The following is a 13715-nucleotide window of genomic DNA, read 5'->3' on the forward strand; positions in this document are numbered from 1 at the left end:
GGTCGTTCAGCACGCGCGTCACCGCGGACTCGAGCGCGACCTGCGTGGGCCATCCTGCGACGTTCGCGGACTCGCGCAGATCGCCCGACGCGATGAGGTAGGCGGTCTTCGGCGGGGCGGTGACGCGCTCGCGCGCGGGCGGGAGGGTATACGTCGTCATGGCATCTCCTGGGGTGAAGGGTCTGGGATCGGGGTGGCGGCGCAGGCGACGCTGTCGCCCGCCGCGACGATGAGAGGACCGGAGGCGGTGCACCCGCGCAGCACGAGCCGGTCGAGGTCGAGCCGGCCACCGTCGACGTGGAGCACGATGTCGTCGCCGCTGATGTCGACGCGGCCCCATGCCTGGCCGGTCGTGAAGGCGGCACGGAAGGGCTCGTCACCGATCGGATCGAACGCGAGCGTCCGGGTCGGCGCATCCCATTGCGCGCCCGTGAAGGCGAGCAGCAGGCCCCACGACGCGAGCGAGCGAGCGTAGTGGTTGCCGCACTCGATCTCGTTCCACGGGTTGCGGGTCGTGCCGTCGTACCGTGCGCGCAGCGTGCGCTCCACCTCGAGGGCTTCGTCGACGAGACCCGCGTAGGCGAGCGACGCCGCGACCTGGTGCTCGACGCCGGTCCACACCTCGTCGGAGTAGACGAACGGGATCGCCGGACGCCCGCCGAGCGGCCACGAGGCGAGCAGGAGCCCGCCCTCGTCGTTCAGCGCGTAGACGCGCTGCGTGCTCTCGTGCGCCGTGAGGTCGGAGCGGTGGTTGTGCGTCACGATGGCGCCCAGCGCGCGGCGCACCCGCTCGCGCGGCAGCAGGTCGCCGAGGCCGTTGATCCACGCGTGGAACTGCCCGAGCAGCTGATCCGACAGCACACCGTCGCCGTACTGGTAGCGATGCGCGTCGACATCGCCGATCACCTGGCGGTAGTACTGACCGTTCCAGAGCACCTCGTCCATTCCGCGCGCCGCGCGATCGGCGCGGTCGAGCCAATCGGCCGCACGGTCGGTCTCGCCGAGGTGCGCGGCCATGCGGGCGCCGGCCCGGAGTGCGGCGGCGAACATGCCGTTGGCGAGCGGATCGATCCCGTGGAACTCGATGTCGTACGTGTTGTGCAGCTCGCCGTCGAGGAGCCCGTCGCCGTCGCGGTCCCACTCTCGGATCGCGTGCTCGAGGGTTCGCACGGCGGCCGGCCACGATTCGCGCAGGAAGTCGTCGTCGCCCGAGAACCGCCACTCGCGGTGCAGCCGCAGGAACGTCCCGAGCTGCCCGTCGACGGCGGGCCCCATGAACCACGACTCACCGCCGAAGACGCGGTTGCTGCGGAACTTCTGCGCCCCCTCGGCATCCGTCTCGAGCAGGAACTCCACTCGTCGAGCGCTGCGCTCGAGCGACGGGAAGAGCCACGCGACGGTCTGCGCGTACGACCACACGTGCGTGCACGTTCCCTCGCACGATCCACCGTGGTCGAACGACCCCTCCCACGCGGCGAAGACAGGTCCCGCGCCGAGCTCGGGGTTCGGACTGTCGACGACGAACGCCGTGGTCGACCGCACGGCGGCGATGTTCGCGCCGACGGCGTCGGCGATCACCGGGTCGAGCGTGCCGCCGTACAGCGCCTCGACGAACGCGAGCGTCGTCGCCTCGAGCGCGGGAAGCTCACGATGCAGGTGGGATGCCGCCGCCCACGCGTCGGGCCAGAGCCCTGCGTAGTGGTTGCGCATGACCCCCTCGTCGGGGACGCGCGCATCGGCCACGATGTGACCGCGCCACGATCGGTGACGGTTCGGGAAGCTCCACGCCAGCACGAACTCGAAGTCGCGGCTCTCACCTGGCGCGACCTCGTGGACGATGCCGAGCGAGCCCGTGCGCAGGCGCGGGAGCGTGTCGAGCAGCTCCTCCTCCGTCATCGCGCTGTCCGGTTCGGGCGCCGAGTCCGCGAAGAGTCCGCGCGGCCGGTCCTCGAGCGTCGGACGCGGCTCGGGCTCGAGCAGGCCGTCGGCGGTGAGGTCGTTCCAGAACAGGCGGGGCCCGTCGGGCCAGAACCCGGTGACCCATTGCGGCTTGGCGGTGGTCGAGGAATCCGTCGTTGTGAGACTGAGGGTGCCGTAGCCGAGGTCGTCCTCGGGAAGACGGATGCCGAAATCCAGCCCCCGCACGCCGCTCTCGTCCCGCCAGCGCACGGTCTGCTGTGCGCGCATGCCGAAGGGGCCGTCGCCCCGGCCGGCGGTGTGGCTCATGCTGCCGACGACCGTCACGCGCGCGCGGGTCGGGCCCGGGTTGGTCACGCGGTAGCGCAGCACCGCGGCGGGGATGCCCGACGCGTCGGGGTCGAGGGGCACGAGCGGGGTGAAGGCCCGCAGCGACACCTCCACGGGGAGAGTGTCGTCGTGGAAGTCGATGTCGACGACCGGGTACTCGCCGTGCATCGTCGCGCCGCGCAGGCGCGGAAGGCCGGCCTGCCGCTCGAAGGGATAGCCCGCGTCCCCGTCGCGACGCCCGGTGATCTGGGCCTCGAGAACCCGCGTCACGGCGGTGCCGCCCTCGGGCGCGGCGTGGATCGCGAAGAACGAGTACGGGTTGACGCGGCCCTTGTCGGGAAGATTCTCGAGCTCCCAGTCGCGCAGCTCGCCACGCGCGCCGAGCGACACGTTTCCCGTGCCGACGCCGCCGAGCGGGAACGCCGCGCGCTCCGCCGTATGCGGGATGCCGCGAGCGCGCCGGCTCATGCCGCGACCTCCGCGGGCACGCGGCGCTGATCCGCAGCCAGCTCGTGGACGAGGCTCTTCGTGCTCTCGCAGAGCCGCGCGTACCGCTCGAAGAGCTCGTCGTAGCGCGGGACGAGATCGGGGTCGGGGTTCACCACCGTCTGGACCGGATTCCAATCGCCGATCCGCGGCGGCTCAGCCGACACGGCGCGCGCTGCCAGGAAGGCCGCGCCGTAGCTCGCGCCGATGGTCGTGCGCGGCACCTCCTGCACGAGCCCCGTGGCGTCCGACACGATCTGCAGCCACAGCTGGCCCTGCGTGCCGCCGCCGACGGCGACGATGCGGCGGATGTCGGCGCCCGCCGCCCGCATGGTCTCGACGTTGTGCCGCACACCGAACGCCGTCGCCTCGAGCGCGGCGCGGTAGAGGTCGCCGCGCGTGTGGTCGAGCGTGAGCCCCGCCACCACACCGCGTGCGTCGGGATCGAGGATCGGTGTCCGCTCGCCGGCGAAGTACGGAAGCATGAGCAGGCCGCGCGCTCCGGGACCTGATTCCTCGGCCTCCTCGAGGAGCGTCGGGTAGTCGGCGCCGGTGAGGTCCTTCAACCAGTCGGTCAGCGCGCCGGAGGTTGCGAGCCCGCCGGCGAGGTTGCGGGTGCCCGGGAAGGCGCCCACCGTGGTCCACATCGAGGGCGTGCGCAGCGTCTGCGACCCCGTCGCGATGAGGAACATCGTGGTGCCGTACATCAGCATCAGGTCGCCGTCCTCGTGTGCGCCGACGCTCACCGCCTCGGTCCACGCGTCGATGGTCCCCACGATGACCGGCGTACCGGCCCGGATGCCGGTGACGGCGGCCGCAGCTTCCGTCACCCCTCCGGCGACGTCGCCGGGCCAGGCGAGCGGAGGCGCCTCGATGCCCGGAGCGAACCGCCGCCACCAGGGCGCGTGCCACGCGAGGGCCTCGACGTCATACAGCGGCGACACCTGGCTCGCGGACTGATGATCGAGCACGTACGCGCCGGTGAGGCGGCGTGCGAGCCACGACGCCGGCATGAACAGCCGGCGGGCGCGGGCGAACGACTCGGGCTCTTCCTCCGCAATCCACTGGATCTTGGGCCCCGCGGCCTGTGACGTGAGGATCGAGCCGCCCACACGAGTGATCTCGCCGGCACCGAGCGCGGCGGTCATGCGCTCGATCTGAGAGCCGGCGCGCATGTCGACGCCGTAGAGGATCGCCGGACGCACCGGCTCGTCGTGCTCGTCAGCCAGCAGCACGCAGGGGCCCATGCCGCTCACGCCGACCGCGGCGACGTCGGGCTCGATGCCCTCGGCCCGCGCGGTCCTCATCAGCTCGCGCGAGATCTCGACGAACTCGTCCCACCAGACGTGGGCGTCCATCTCGACATGTCCCGGTCGCGGCCGCGATACGTCATGGGCGACGGATGCCGTCGCCAGCAGCCGCCCCGACGCGTCGACGAGCACGCCCTTGCTGCTGGACGTGCCGATGTCCACACCGAGCGTGCAACGGACGGTCATCGATCCTCCTCGATCATGACAGGGCCTGCGAATGCGTTCACTCTAGACGAAATCGATTTCATGCTCAACCGAGCAAAACGGGGGTGGGGCTGAAGGCGGACGGCCCCGTCAGACTCGCAGCGAGGAGCGCGCCGGCTGCACCTCGTTGCGCAGCACGACCGTGCGCGCAGGCTGCTTGTCACCGTTGATGCGCTCGAGCAGCATCTTGGCCGCGGTGACGCCCATGTGGCGCGCGGGCAGCCGCACCACCGTCACCGCGGTCGGCGACAGAGTCGTGAAGGGCAGCGAGCCGACCACCGCGACGCCGATCTTCGGCGGCGTCAGCCCATGCTCGGTGAGCACCTGGATGGCGCCCACCCCGAGGAGGTTGTTGCCGGCGACGACCGCGTCGGGCGGCTCGGGAAGCGCCAGCAGCTCCTCCATGACCTCGCGTCCGCCGTCGACACGGAAGGTCGAGTAGCGCAGCAGCTCGTCGGCGTCGGCGTCGGGGAAGTGCCGCGCCAGCACGGCACGCCAGCCCTGCGCGCGCTCGTACGCGGTCTCGATGTGCTGCGGCCCCGTGATGCAGGCGATGCGGCGGTACCCGGACTGCACGAGGTTCTCGGTCGCGGCCTGGCCTGCCGTGCGATTGGACATCACGACGCCGTCGATGTCGTAGCCGGTGCCGCGGTCGACCGCGACCACGGGACGCCCCGTCGCCATGAGATCGTCGAGGTTCGTGTGGTCCGACGCCGCGGCGAGGATGACACCCGCCATATGCTCCGAGATCGCGATCTGGAGGTAGGTGGCCTCCTTCTCGATCTGCGAGTCGGTGTTGCACAGGACGACGGAGTATCCGGCCTGCGACGCGACGTCCTCGACGCCGCGCGCCATCTCGGTGAAGTACGGGTTCTCGATGTCAGGGATCACGAGGGCGATCACCTCGGACGCCTGCTTGCGCAGCGTGCGCGCCGTGCGGTTGGGAGTGAACCGCAGCGCGCGTGCAGCCTCGCGCACGGCGAGCGCCTTCTCGTCCGAGACGCCCATGCCGTTGAACACCCGCGAGACCGTGGCCGGCGACACGCCGGCGAGCTTCGCGACCTCATAGATCGTGGCCATGGCACCTCGCTCCCGCGCGCCCGGCCTCGTTGACATGCCGGTCTGCCAACCATACAGTGTTGAAATCGATTCCAAAAGTGCGCCGCGATTCGGCGTGCCGACACGAGGATGTGCTGCCCCGATGAGTTCCCCCTTCCCTTCCCCCGACCTCTCGTCGATCGCCGGCCTGCGCCGCCTGCAGACGCGATCGATCTCGCCGGAGAACTTCGACGGCGCCGTCGGCGGCGGCGGGCGAGCCACCGAGGGCACGGGCGCCTCCTGCGCGCGGGATCTCGGGCCGGGCTGGAAGATCTCGCCGAGCGTCGACATCAAGGCCGGCGAGACCTTCGACCTCGCGAACATCGAGGGCGCCGGCAAGATCACGCACATCTGGATCACGACGCACACCGACAACTGGCGCACGCTGATCCTGCGCGCCTACTGGGACGGCTCGGAGGCACCGGCCGTCGAGGTGCCGTACGGCGACTTCTTCTGCAACGGCTGGGGCGTGTTCGCCCAGGTGAACTCGCAGGCGATCGCCGCCAACCCACACGGCGGGTTCAACTCGTACTGGCCGATGCCGTTCCGCTCGGGGGCGCGCCTCACGATCGAGAACACGTCCGTCGTCGACGTCCGGGTCTACTACCAGGTGACGTACGAGATCGGCGGCGACTACTCGCAGGACGGATACTTCCACGCCCAGTGGCGCCGCTCGAACCCGCTCGAGGAGCTCGTGCCCCACACGATCCTCGAGGGCATCGAGGGCCAGGGCCAGTACGTCGGCACGTACATCGCGTGGGGCGTGAACTCGAACGGCTGGTGGGGCGAGGGAGAGATCAAGTTCTACCTCGACGACGACACCGACTATCCGACGATCTGCGGCACCGGAACCGAGGACTACTTCGGCGGCGCATGGAACTTCGACATCCCCGGCGAGGGCTACACCGAGTTCTCGACGCCGTACCTCGGCATGCCCCAGGTGATCCGCCCCGACGGCCTGTACGTCAGCCAGCAGCGGTTCGGCATGTACCGCTGGCACCTGCTCGACCCGATCTTCTTCGCGACCGGCATCCCCAAGGTCGACATCCAGGCGCTCGGCTGGCGCAGCGGCTGGCGCTACCTCCCGCTGCGCGACGACATCGCCTCGACCGCGCTGTTCTACCTCGACCGGCCCACCGCACGTCGCCCCCAGACGCCGACCGCCGACGACATGGAGGTGCACCTAGGGACCGCCCCGGTCCCCGACCTCGGTTCCACTCCTCCGCGCGCACCCCAGGACTGAGCGCGTGCCGGCTCTCCGCAGGAGGGCGCGTGGCGCGATCGCCGGGGTCGCGGCATCCGTCCTCGCCCTCACGGCGTGCGCGCAGGCCTCGCCGCCTCCGGGTGTGACGTTCGGCGACCCACTCCCGGGCGCCTCGCTTCGCGCGAGCGTCGGCGACGCGGTCACCGCCGTCGGCGTCTCGGACGGCGACCTGTGGCCCAGCTGCTGGTCGGATGACGACGCCCTCTACGCCGCGAACGGCGACGGCGCGGGATTCGGGAACGAGTTCTTCGACATCGCGGTCAACCGCATCACAGGGTCGCCGAGCGACGAGAACGGCCTCGAGGGCGAGTTCCTCGCGGGAGGCGACGACGTCGGCCAGGTCTGGTCGGGGGAAGGCTTCACGCGCAAGCCGACGGGCATGCTGTGCGTCGACGGCACGATCTACCTCGCCGTGCAGGATCTACGCCTCGACTTCAACGAAGCGCCGGCGGCGACGATCGCGCGCAGCGACGATCACGGCAGGACGTGGACGTGGGATGCCTCGGCGCCCATGTTCGACGAGGGCGTCTTCACCACCGTATGGTTCGCCGACTACGGCAGGGACGCCGAGCACGCGCCCGATTCCGAGTACGCCTACGCGTACGGCCTCGACGGCAACTGGCGCGACTCGTTCGACGACTCGGTGCCCGATCCGACGGAGCTGTTCCTCGCGCGCGTGCCCGTCGACTCGATTCAGGATGCCTCGGCCTGGGAGTTCTACGCCGGCGAGCCTGGCGACGCCGAGCCGACGTGGACCGACGACATCGCGGCGAAGCAGCCGGTGCTGGTCGACGAACGCCTTCAGCACCCGGGAAACGCTGCGGCGGAGGACGGACAGACGGTCGGCGCGCAGAACCTCACCGTGATCTCGCAGGGCGGCGTCACGTACCTGCCGAAGCTCGACCGGTACATCTACGCGTCGTGGACCGAGCTCACGTTCGAGTTCTACGAGGCGCCGACACCGTGGGGACCGTGGACGCTGTTCCTGAGCGAGGACTTCGGCCCGTACCCGTGGACCGACGAGCGCTACGGCGGCTACGCCACCACGATCCCGTCGAAGTTCCTCTCGGACGACAACCTGTCGATGTGGGTGCAGTCGAACGTGTGCCCGTGCGCGCCCGCGGGCATGTCGTCGTACTGGTTCGGGCTGCGGCCCCTGTGGATCTCACCGAGCGAGTGATGTCGGCATCCGCGTTCCCCGTCGTCGACGGCGCGCCGGTGAATCCGGGTGCCGCCCCGCTGCGCCTGCGCGTCGCCCACGTCGACCAAGCGAACACGGTATGGGCCGACGGCGACGGCGACCTCTGGCCCTCCGCGTGGGCCGACGACGACGGGCTTTACACGGCCGCCGGCGACGGCACGGGGTTCGCACGACACGGCTGGCACGACATCCTGGTCGGCCGTGTCGACGGGATGCCGCAGGCCGGACTGACCGGCACGCCGATCGCTGCCGGCGACGAGGTCGCCCCGACGTGGGACCCACCGCGGTTCAACCGCAAGCCCACCGGCATGGTCGCCGTCGACGGCGACGGTGACGGCCGCGACGAGCTGTACCTCGCCGTGCAGGACCTGCGCTGCGGCGACGAGCCCGGCATCTTCGACGAAGCGCCGACCGCGACCGTTGTGCGCTCCGCCGACTACGGGCGGACGTGGACGTGGCCGGCCGAGCCGCTGTTCACGGACCACGTCTTCACGACCGTGATGTTCCTCGATCTCGGGCGTTCGAACGGCGGCAGCCCGTGGGTGTACGCATACGGGATCGATGGCAACTGGCGCACGTCGTTCACGCGCATCGTGCCCGATCCGACAGCGCTGTTCCTCGCGCGGGTGCCCGCGGCATCCATGCAGGACCGGTCGGTGTGGCAATTCTTCACGGGACACGACGACGACGGGATGCCGCGCTGGAGCCACGACATCGGCGAGAAGTCGCCGGTGCTCGAGGACGAGCGCGTGATGTACCCCGAACCTGCGCCGTACGGCGGTCGCGCCGGCTTCACCGCGATCGCGCAGGGCGGTGTGGTCTGGAACCCCGGCCTCGGCCGGTACCTGTACTCATCGTGGAGCGAGTACACGCACGAGTTCTACGAAGCGCCCGCGCCGTGGGGCCCGTGGCGGCACCTGCATTCGGCCGACTACGGGCATTTCCCATGGCAGGGCCCGATGTCGCCTCTCGCGAAGCACGGCGGGTACGCGCCGACGACGCCGTCGAAGTTCCTGTCGGCCGACGGGCGCGACCTGTGGCTGCAGAGCAACTGGTTCTTCGGTGCCGCATCGCGGGGCGGGCGCGCGTACACCTTCGGCCTGCGTCGCGTGCGCTTCGATCCGGGAACGGATGCCGTCGCCCCCGACTCCGACGGCAACCTCGCGCTGTCGCCCGACACGTGGCCGCTGGTCTCACGCGTCGCGGACGGGCAGACGTCGGTGCTCAACGACGGCCGCCGAGACCTCGTCGAGGACTCTTCGCGCGGTCCCGGCGCCGGCGAGGATGTGTGGGGCTACCAGTGGCCTTCGCCGCGGCGCTTCGACCGGGTCGTGTACGTGCCCGGCGGTCAGGACTCGATGGGCGGATGGTTCGCCGACGGGCCCCGCCTCGAGGTACGCGTGGACGGCGAGTGGCGGGCGGTCGAGACATCCGTCGCTCCGCCGTATAGGAACGCCTACACCGCGCTCGAAGAGGACGCGTACGTGTTCGACTTCGCCGAGGTGTGCGCCGACGGCGTGCGGATCACCGGGACGCCCGGCGGCCACCTGCGATACACGTCGATCGCCGAGCTCGAGGTGTGGCTGGTGTCTGGGGAGGAGCACGGATGAGTGTGCGTGTGGTCACAGCGACGTCCTCGGATATCGAACGTCTCACCGTCGCCTTTGGATCGTGGCCCAAGCCGCCAGAGCTGTTCGCCGACTATCTACGCCGGCAGGCGGGTGGAGAGGTCGAACTCGTTGTCGCGTACGTCAGTGACGCCGTCGCCGGATACTGCCTGCTGGAGTGGGAATCGACGTACGAACCCTTTGCTCGGGAAGGTCTGCCGGAGATTAAGGATCTCAATGTGATCCCCGAGCAACGTGGCGTGGGCGCCGGCGGTGCCCTGCTGTCAGCGGTTGAGGATCTCGCCGCCGTGCGCTGCGCGGCGGTGGGGCTACGCGTCGGCCTTTACGCCGACTACGGCGTTGCTCAGCGGACGTATGTGCAGCGCGGGTATATGCCCGACGGGCGTGGTGTCTCGGTCAGGGCTGGCACGCCAACCTCCTCGCTGAGATGCAGGAGTCGATCTCCGAGAACCACGGCTACGTGTGCGCCCCACGCCGAGGTGTCTGCATTGAAGAGCACCAGATCGAGGTCGCTCACGTCATCCAGGCCGGGGTGAATCATCGCAGGATCCGCCCACAGCTCGCTCGACCGATGGGGCGGGACCACCCGACCGAATAACGCAAGCACCGCGTACGCATGGCGTTGACAGTTGGCTCCATCCGACAGGGGCGCATCCGTGGCCTGCGGGTGTCGCGCAGCGACGTACGGCGCCCGGAACACCCACTCGGGCCACCCGCCCTGAGGTGTGGGCTCGGTTGGCATCGACGCCCTCGCAAAGATCATCGAACTCCCTCGATCGTCTCTTCGCGAGACTGAGTCGGCACGCGCCGCGCTTCCCGTGCGCTGCAGTCGCTTGCGCCCGCTGCCGCATAGTGCAGCCGCGGCAGTGCGCGGCGACCGTGCGCGGTATGTTCCGACGCTCGCTCCGTCTTGCGACGGCGCGAACGTCAGAAGCTGGCGCGCCCGCACCGCACCCCGCCGGTGCGGTGCGGGCGGCTCGTCAGACGAGACCCTGGATACGGAACTGCTCGGAGTGGTACACGCTGTTGTTCGCCGTGTTCCACTGACTCACGCTGAGGTGCAGATCCGAGAGCGTCGACCCCGGGATGATGTACCCGCCGTACAGCTGGGCGACGTGCGAGGCATCCTCTGCACCCCAGCTCGTGCCGGTGAGCAGGGTGGTCTTGGGCGCGGTGTAGAGGTTGTCAGTCGGCGTGTTCAGCACCATCGCGTCGATGCGGTACGCGGCCGCGTTGAACCAGACCAGGATCCACTTGCCGCCGAGCGGACGCAGGCACATCTCGCCAAACGATCCCGGCAGCACCTCGGTCACCGGCTTGCCCCACCCCCACGAACCGTCCCAGCCCCACGCCTGATAGGCCGACAGCGAGGTCATGCTGTGCGAGGGCACACGGTAGAGCACGATCCCTTTGTCACGTTGGAAGCCGGTGCCGTAGATGTACACGTAGCCGTCGTTGCCCTCGCCCCACGTGATGCACTGGAACCGCCCGCCGGCCATGTCGGCGGGGAACTGCAGACCGGTGTGCTGCCACGTCGCGCCGTTGTCGTCGGACTTCCAGAGCTCCGTCCACCGCACGGCGCCGAACTGCGGGCCGTTGACGATCGCGTGCAGGTACATGCGCGAGCCGATGGTGATCACGTCGGACGGGATGACGGTCGTGAAGTACCCGTCATGCGGGTAGTACCAGAGCTGCGGCGCGGTGCCCTGGGTGTTCGCTCCGGCGCCCGCGCAGCCGTTGAATGTTACCCCCGCGGTGAGGTTCGTCGTCGACGAGTACAGGGCGACGGGCGAGCGCCAGTTCGTTCCGCCGACGGTGTCGGCCCACGTGTCGCCGAACATGAACAGCATGCGGCCGTCCGGCGTGCGGGCGGGGATTCCGAGGTCGGTCGCCCCGATTCCGTATTGGACGGGGCTCTGGGTGCCGGCGAGGACCTTGATCCTCGACACCGACAGCGGGCCCGCGGCCGCGGCGGGCGCGGCCGTCGAGGCGACCAGGGCGGCGCCGAGCGCGGCGCCTCCCTGCAACAGGGTCCTGCGGGTCAAGCGGGGTGTGGTCTTCATTGAGTGCGACCTCTCGTCTCGCTAAGGCGCGACGAGCGGATGTCCGCCGCGCCGGTGGTGCCGGCGCCGCGTCGGAGCCGGCGTGTACGGCACGCCCGCCGTCAGATCCGTGGTGGATCTTGCGGCGGGCGTGCCGGTTCCCTCAGACCGCGCCAGGCTTGCCGGGCTTCTCGGGCTTGCCCGGCATGTCGGGGAACTCGGGGCGCGGCGGCCGCGGGTCGTAGTGCACCGCGGTCAGCGTCAGCTCGCAGCCGTCGCACGACGTGAGGATCGCACGCTCGCCCGTCGCCGACGTGGTCACCGTCAGCACCGAGTCGGTGCGAGACGCATCCCGGCGCACCGTCGCGGCGAACGTGACCGTGAGCGTCTCGCCGGCCGGGATCGCGCCGGCCCAGCGCAGGGTCGATCCGTCGAGCACCGGTGAGCCGTGCGACGAGCTCAGGGACGCGGCATCCAGCGTCGCGTCATCCACGAGACCCGCGAGGTCGACCGCGAGGTCGACCTGCTCGGACGCCGCGCTGTCGGTCGACGCCGTGACGGTGTACCTCACGACGTCGTCGCGCACGACCTCGCTGCCGGCCGTCGGGTCGGACGAGACCGCCACCGACAGCCCCGGCACCTGCTCCTTCGCCTTCACGAGCGACAGATCGTCGACCTGCACCCAGCGGTCGCCGTTCAGGTCCGTGCCCACGAACGCCTGCACCTCGGTGCGGTCACCGCTGTGGAAGGTCACCTCGTAGCGCGTGTAGGCGCCGACCGCTTCGAAGGATGCCTCGGCGATGGTCACCGCGCCGGCCCCGAGATCACGCACCCCGATCGATCCGGGCGCAGGCGTTCCGCCCGTCACGACGAAACCGGTGAGGGTGTACGTGGTGTTCGGCTCGACGGCGACGTCCTGGTGGATGTCGATCCATCCGGTGTTGGAGCGCATCCAGCCCTGCTTCGAGCCGCCATGCGCCCACGAGTGGTTGTCGTCGATGCCGCAGTTGCCGGTGCAGGCCCACGGCGTCGGCATCGTGTCGTCGGCGGCACGCTCGAACCCGCCGTTCTGGATGAGGTTCGGATTCACGACGGTGCCGTTCTCATCGATCTCGGCACGCATGAGATACACGTTGTACGGGTCCCACTGCGACAGCGCGAAGTAGAGGTCGCCGCCCTCCGACCAGGGGTGGATGTAGCCCCCGTAAAGACCCGGGTAGTCGGCGAAGCTCGCCAGGCGCTGCCGTTCGCTCCACGGCCCCTCGGGCGAGGGCGCCGTGCGCAGCACGATGTCGAGGTTCTCGTCGAGGTAGGTCATGAGCCACCCGCCGGTGTGCTCGCTGTACTGCACCGAGAGCTCCGCCACGTTGGGCGGGACGATCGCCACAGCCGCGGTGTCGTCGCCGACGACCCACGACGAGCCGTTCCAGTACGAGTACGCCGCCTTGTCGAGCATCTGCGCCTCGGGCACACGCGCGACATGAGCCGCGCCGAGCCGCCCGTTCGGCGTGCCGAACATGTAGACGTAGCCGTCGTGGCGCTCGAAGGCGACCATCTGGAACGGGTGCTGTCCGTCGGCGGTATTCGTCCACTCCGGGCCGTCGGTCGAGTTCCACGTCTCGCCGTTGTCGTCGGAGTACGCGATGCGGCTGAAGTTGGTGTCCCACTCGCCCGGAGGACCCCACTGGCGCACCGACATGAACGCCATGTACTGGCGCTCCCCGACCGCGATGCCGGCGGTCGGGATCGTGGTCATCTCGACCCCGCTCACCTTGAGCGACGGGATGAGCTCGCCGGCGTGCCCGGGCGCGTCCTCGACGGCCGAGTCGAAGCTCATGCCGTCCGACAGGTCCGTGTCGGTGCTGCGCAGCAGCACGTTCGAGCGCCAGTCTCCGCCCCCGCCGCCGGGTCCGCCCCAATCGCCGAAGGTGTCGCCGAACGCCGTCAGGATCTCGCCGTGCCCGTTGTCCCACATGATGCCCAGGTCGGTGCCCGTGACCCGCCACCGCGTGTCAGTCGCACTGAGCGACTTGGGTCCGGTCATCTTGCTGACCAGCACCGCCGGCGAGTGGTCGGCCGGCGGTGGCGTCACCGCCGCGGTCGCGACCGGAGCGGCCGCGGCTGCAGCACCCGTCGGTGCGACCGCGCCGATCACCAGCGCGCCGATCGCCGCGAGCGCTGCGGCGTTCCTTCGTCCTCTTCGCATGTTCGCGCCTTCCCTTTCACCCTCCACGT

9 protein-coding genes are annotated in these 13715 nt (G+C 70.1%); 4 read left to right on the forward strand and 5 right to left on the reverse strand.

Annotated features, from left to right (window positions below):
* Positions 1 to 156: 156 nt before the first annotated feature.
* The 3 genes from PKE79_RS07505 to PKE79_RS07515 form a co-directional block, all read right to left on the reverse strand.
* Positions 157 to 2715, reverse strand: a complete 2559-nt coding sequence (locus PKE79_RS07505) for a GH116 family glycosyl-hydrolase (protein WP_271173066.1) — start codon at positions 2713 to 2715, stop codon at positions 157 to 159.
* A complete protein-coding gene (locus PKE79_RS07510; RefSeq protein ID WP_271173067.1) occupies positions 2712 to 4229 on the reverse strand; it encodes an FGGY-family carbohydrate kinase in 1518 nt (505 codons plus the stop codon). Before PKE79_RS07510 ends, PKE79_RS07505 begins: the two co-directional genes overlap by 4 nt.
* A 108-nt stretch (positions 4230 to 4337) precedes the next feature.
* Positions 4338 to 5327 carry a LacI family DNA-binding transcriptional regulator gene (locus tag PKE79_RS07515; protein WP_271173068.1) on the reverse strand — a complete coding sequence of 330 codons (990 nt, stop codon included), beginning with the start codon at positions 5325 to 5327 and terminating at the stop codon, positions 4338 to 4340.
* 121 nt (positions 5328 to 5448) lie between these two features.
* Here PKE79_RS07515 and PKE79_RS07520 point away from each other — a divergent pair, with 121 nt between their 5' ends.
* From PKE79_RS07520 to PKE79_RS07535, 4 genes are read left to right on the forward strand one after another with little or no spacing between them, the layout of a single operon-like run.
* Positions 5449 to 6588, forward strand: coding sequence for a glycoside hydrolase family 172 protein (locus PKE79_RS07520; RefSeq protein ID WP_271173069.1), 1140 nt, complete (start codon positions 5449 to 5451; stop codon positions 6586 to 6588).
* A 4-nt stretch (positions 6589 to 6592) separates the two neighbouring features.
* Positions 6593 to 7789, forward strand: a complete 1197-nt coding sequence (locus PKE79_RS07525; RefSeq protein WP_271173070.1) for a DUF4185 domain-containing protein — start codon at positions 6593 to 6595, stop codon at positions 7787 to 7789.
* Positions 7789 to 9420, forward strand: a complete 1632-nt coding sequence (locus tag PKE79_RS07530) for a glycoside hydrolase family 183 protein (protein ID WP_271173071.1) — start codon at positions 7789 to 7791, stop codon at positions 9418 to 9420. Before PKE79_RS07525 ends, PKE79_RS07530 begins: the two co-directional genes overlap by 1 nt.
* Entirely contained in the window at positions 9417 to 9974 is a 558-nt protein-coding gene (locus PKE79_RS07535; protein WP_271173072.1) for a GNAT family N-acetyltransferase, read from the forward strand. Before PKE79_RS07530 ends, PKE79_RS07535 begins: the two co-directional genes overlap by 4 nt.
* 444 nt (positions 9975 to 10418) lie before the next feature.
* Here the strand turns inward: PKE79_RS07535 and PKE79_RS07540 are convergent, their stop codons facing one another.
* Together PKE79_RS07540 and PKE79_RS07545 are read right to left on the reverse strand one after the other, a co-directional pair.
* Positions 10419 to 11483: a glycoside hydrolase family 183 protein gene (locus tag PKE79_RS07540; protein ID WP_271173073.1), complete on the reverse strand. Its 1065-nt coding sequence runs from the start codon at positions 11481 to 11483 to the stop codon at positions 10419 to 10421.
* A 160-nt stretch (positions 11484 to 11643) separates the two neighbouring features.
* Entirely contained in the window at positions 11644 to 13686 is a 2043-nt protein-coding gene (locus PKE79_RS07545; RefSeq protein WP_271173074.1) for a DUF5005 domain-containing protein, read from the reverse strand.
* Positions 13687 to 13715: the final 29 nt, after the last annotated feature.

This window comes from Microbacterium barkeri, from assembly GCF_027921765.1.
Taxonomy (GTDB): Bacteria; Actinomycetota; Actinomycetes; order Actinomycetales; family Microbacteriaceae; genus Microbacterium; species Microbacterium barkeri.

Coding starts and splice junctions, on each gene's coding strand:
- PKE79_RS07535 (WP_271173072.1), top strand. CDS start 9,417: ATGAGTGTGCGTGTGGTCACAGCGACGTCCTCGGATATCGAACGTCTC.
- PKE79_RS07505 (WP_271173066.1), bottom strand. CDS start 2,715: ATGAGCCGGCGCGCTCGCGGCATCCCGCATACGGCGGAGCGCGCGGCG.
- PKE79_RS07545 (WP_271173074.1), bottom strand. CDS start 13,686: ATGCGAAGAGGACGAAGGAACGCCGCAGCGCTCGCGGCGATCGGCGCG.
- PKE79_RS07530 (WP_271173071.1), top strand. CDS start 7,789: ATGTCGGCATCCGCGTTCCCCGTCGTCGACGGCGCGCCGGTGAATCCG.
- PKE79_RS07515 (WP_271173068.1), bottom strand. CDS start 5,327: ATGGCCACGATCTATGAGGTCGCGAAGCTCGCCGGCGTGTCGCCGGCC.
- PKE79_RS07510 (WP_271173067.1), bottom strand. CDS start 4,229: ATGACCGTCCGTTGCACGCTCGGTGTGGACATCGGCACGTCCAGCAGC.
- PKE79_RS07520 (WP_271173069.1), top strand. CDS start 5,449: ATGAGTTCCCCCTTCCCTTCCCCCGACCTCTCGTCGATCGCCGGCCTG.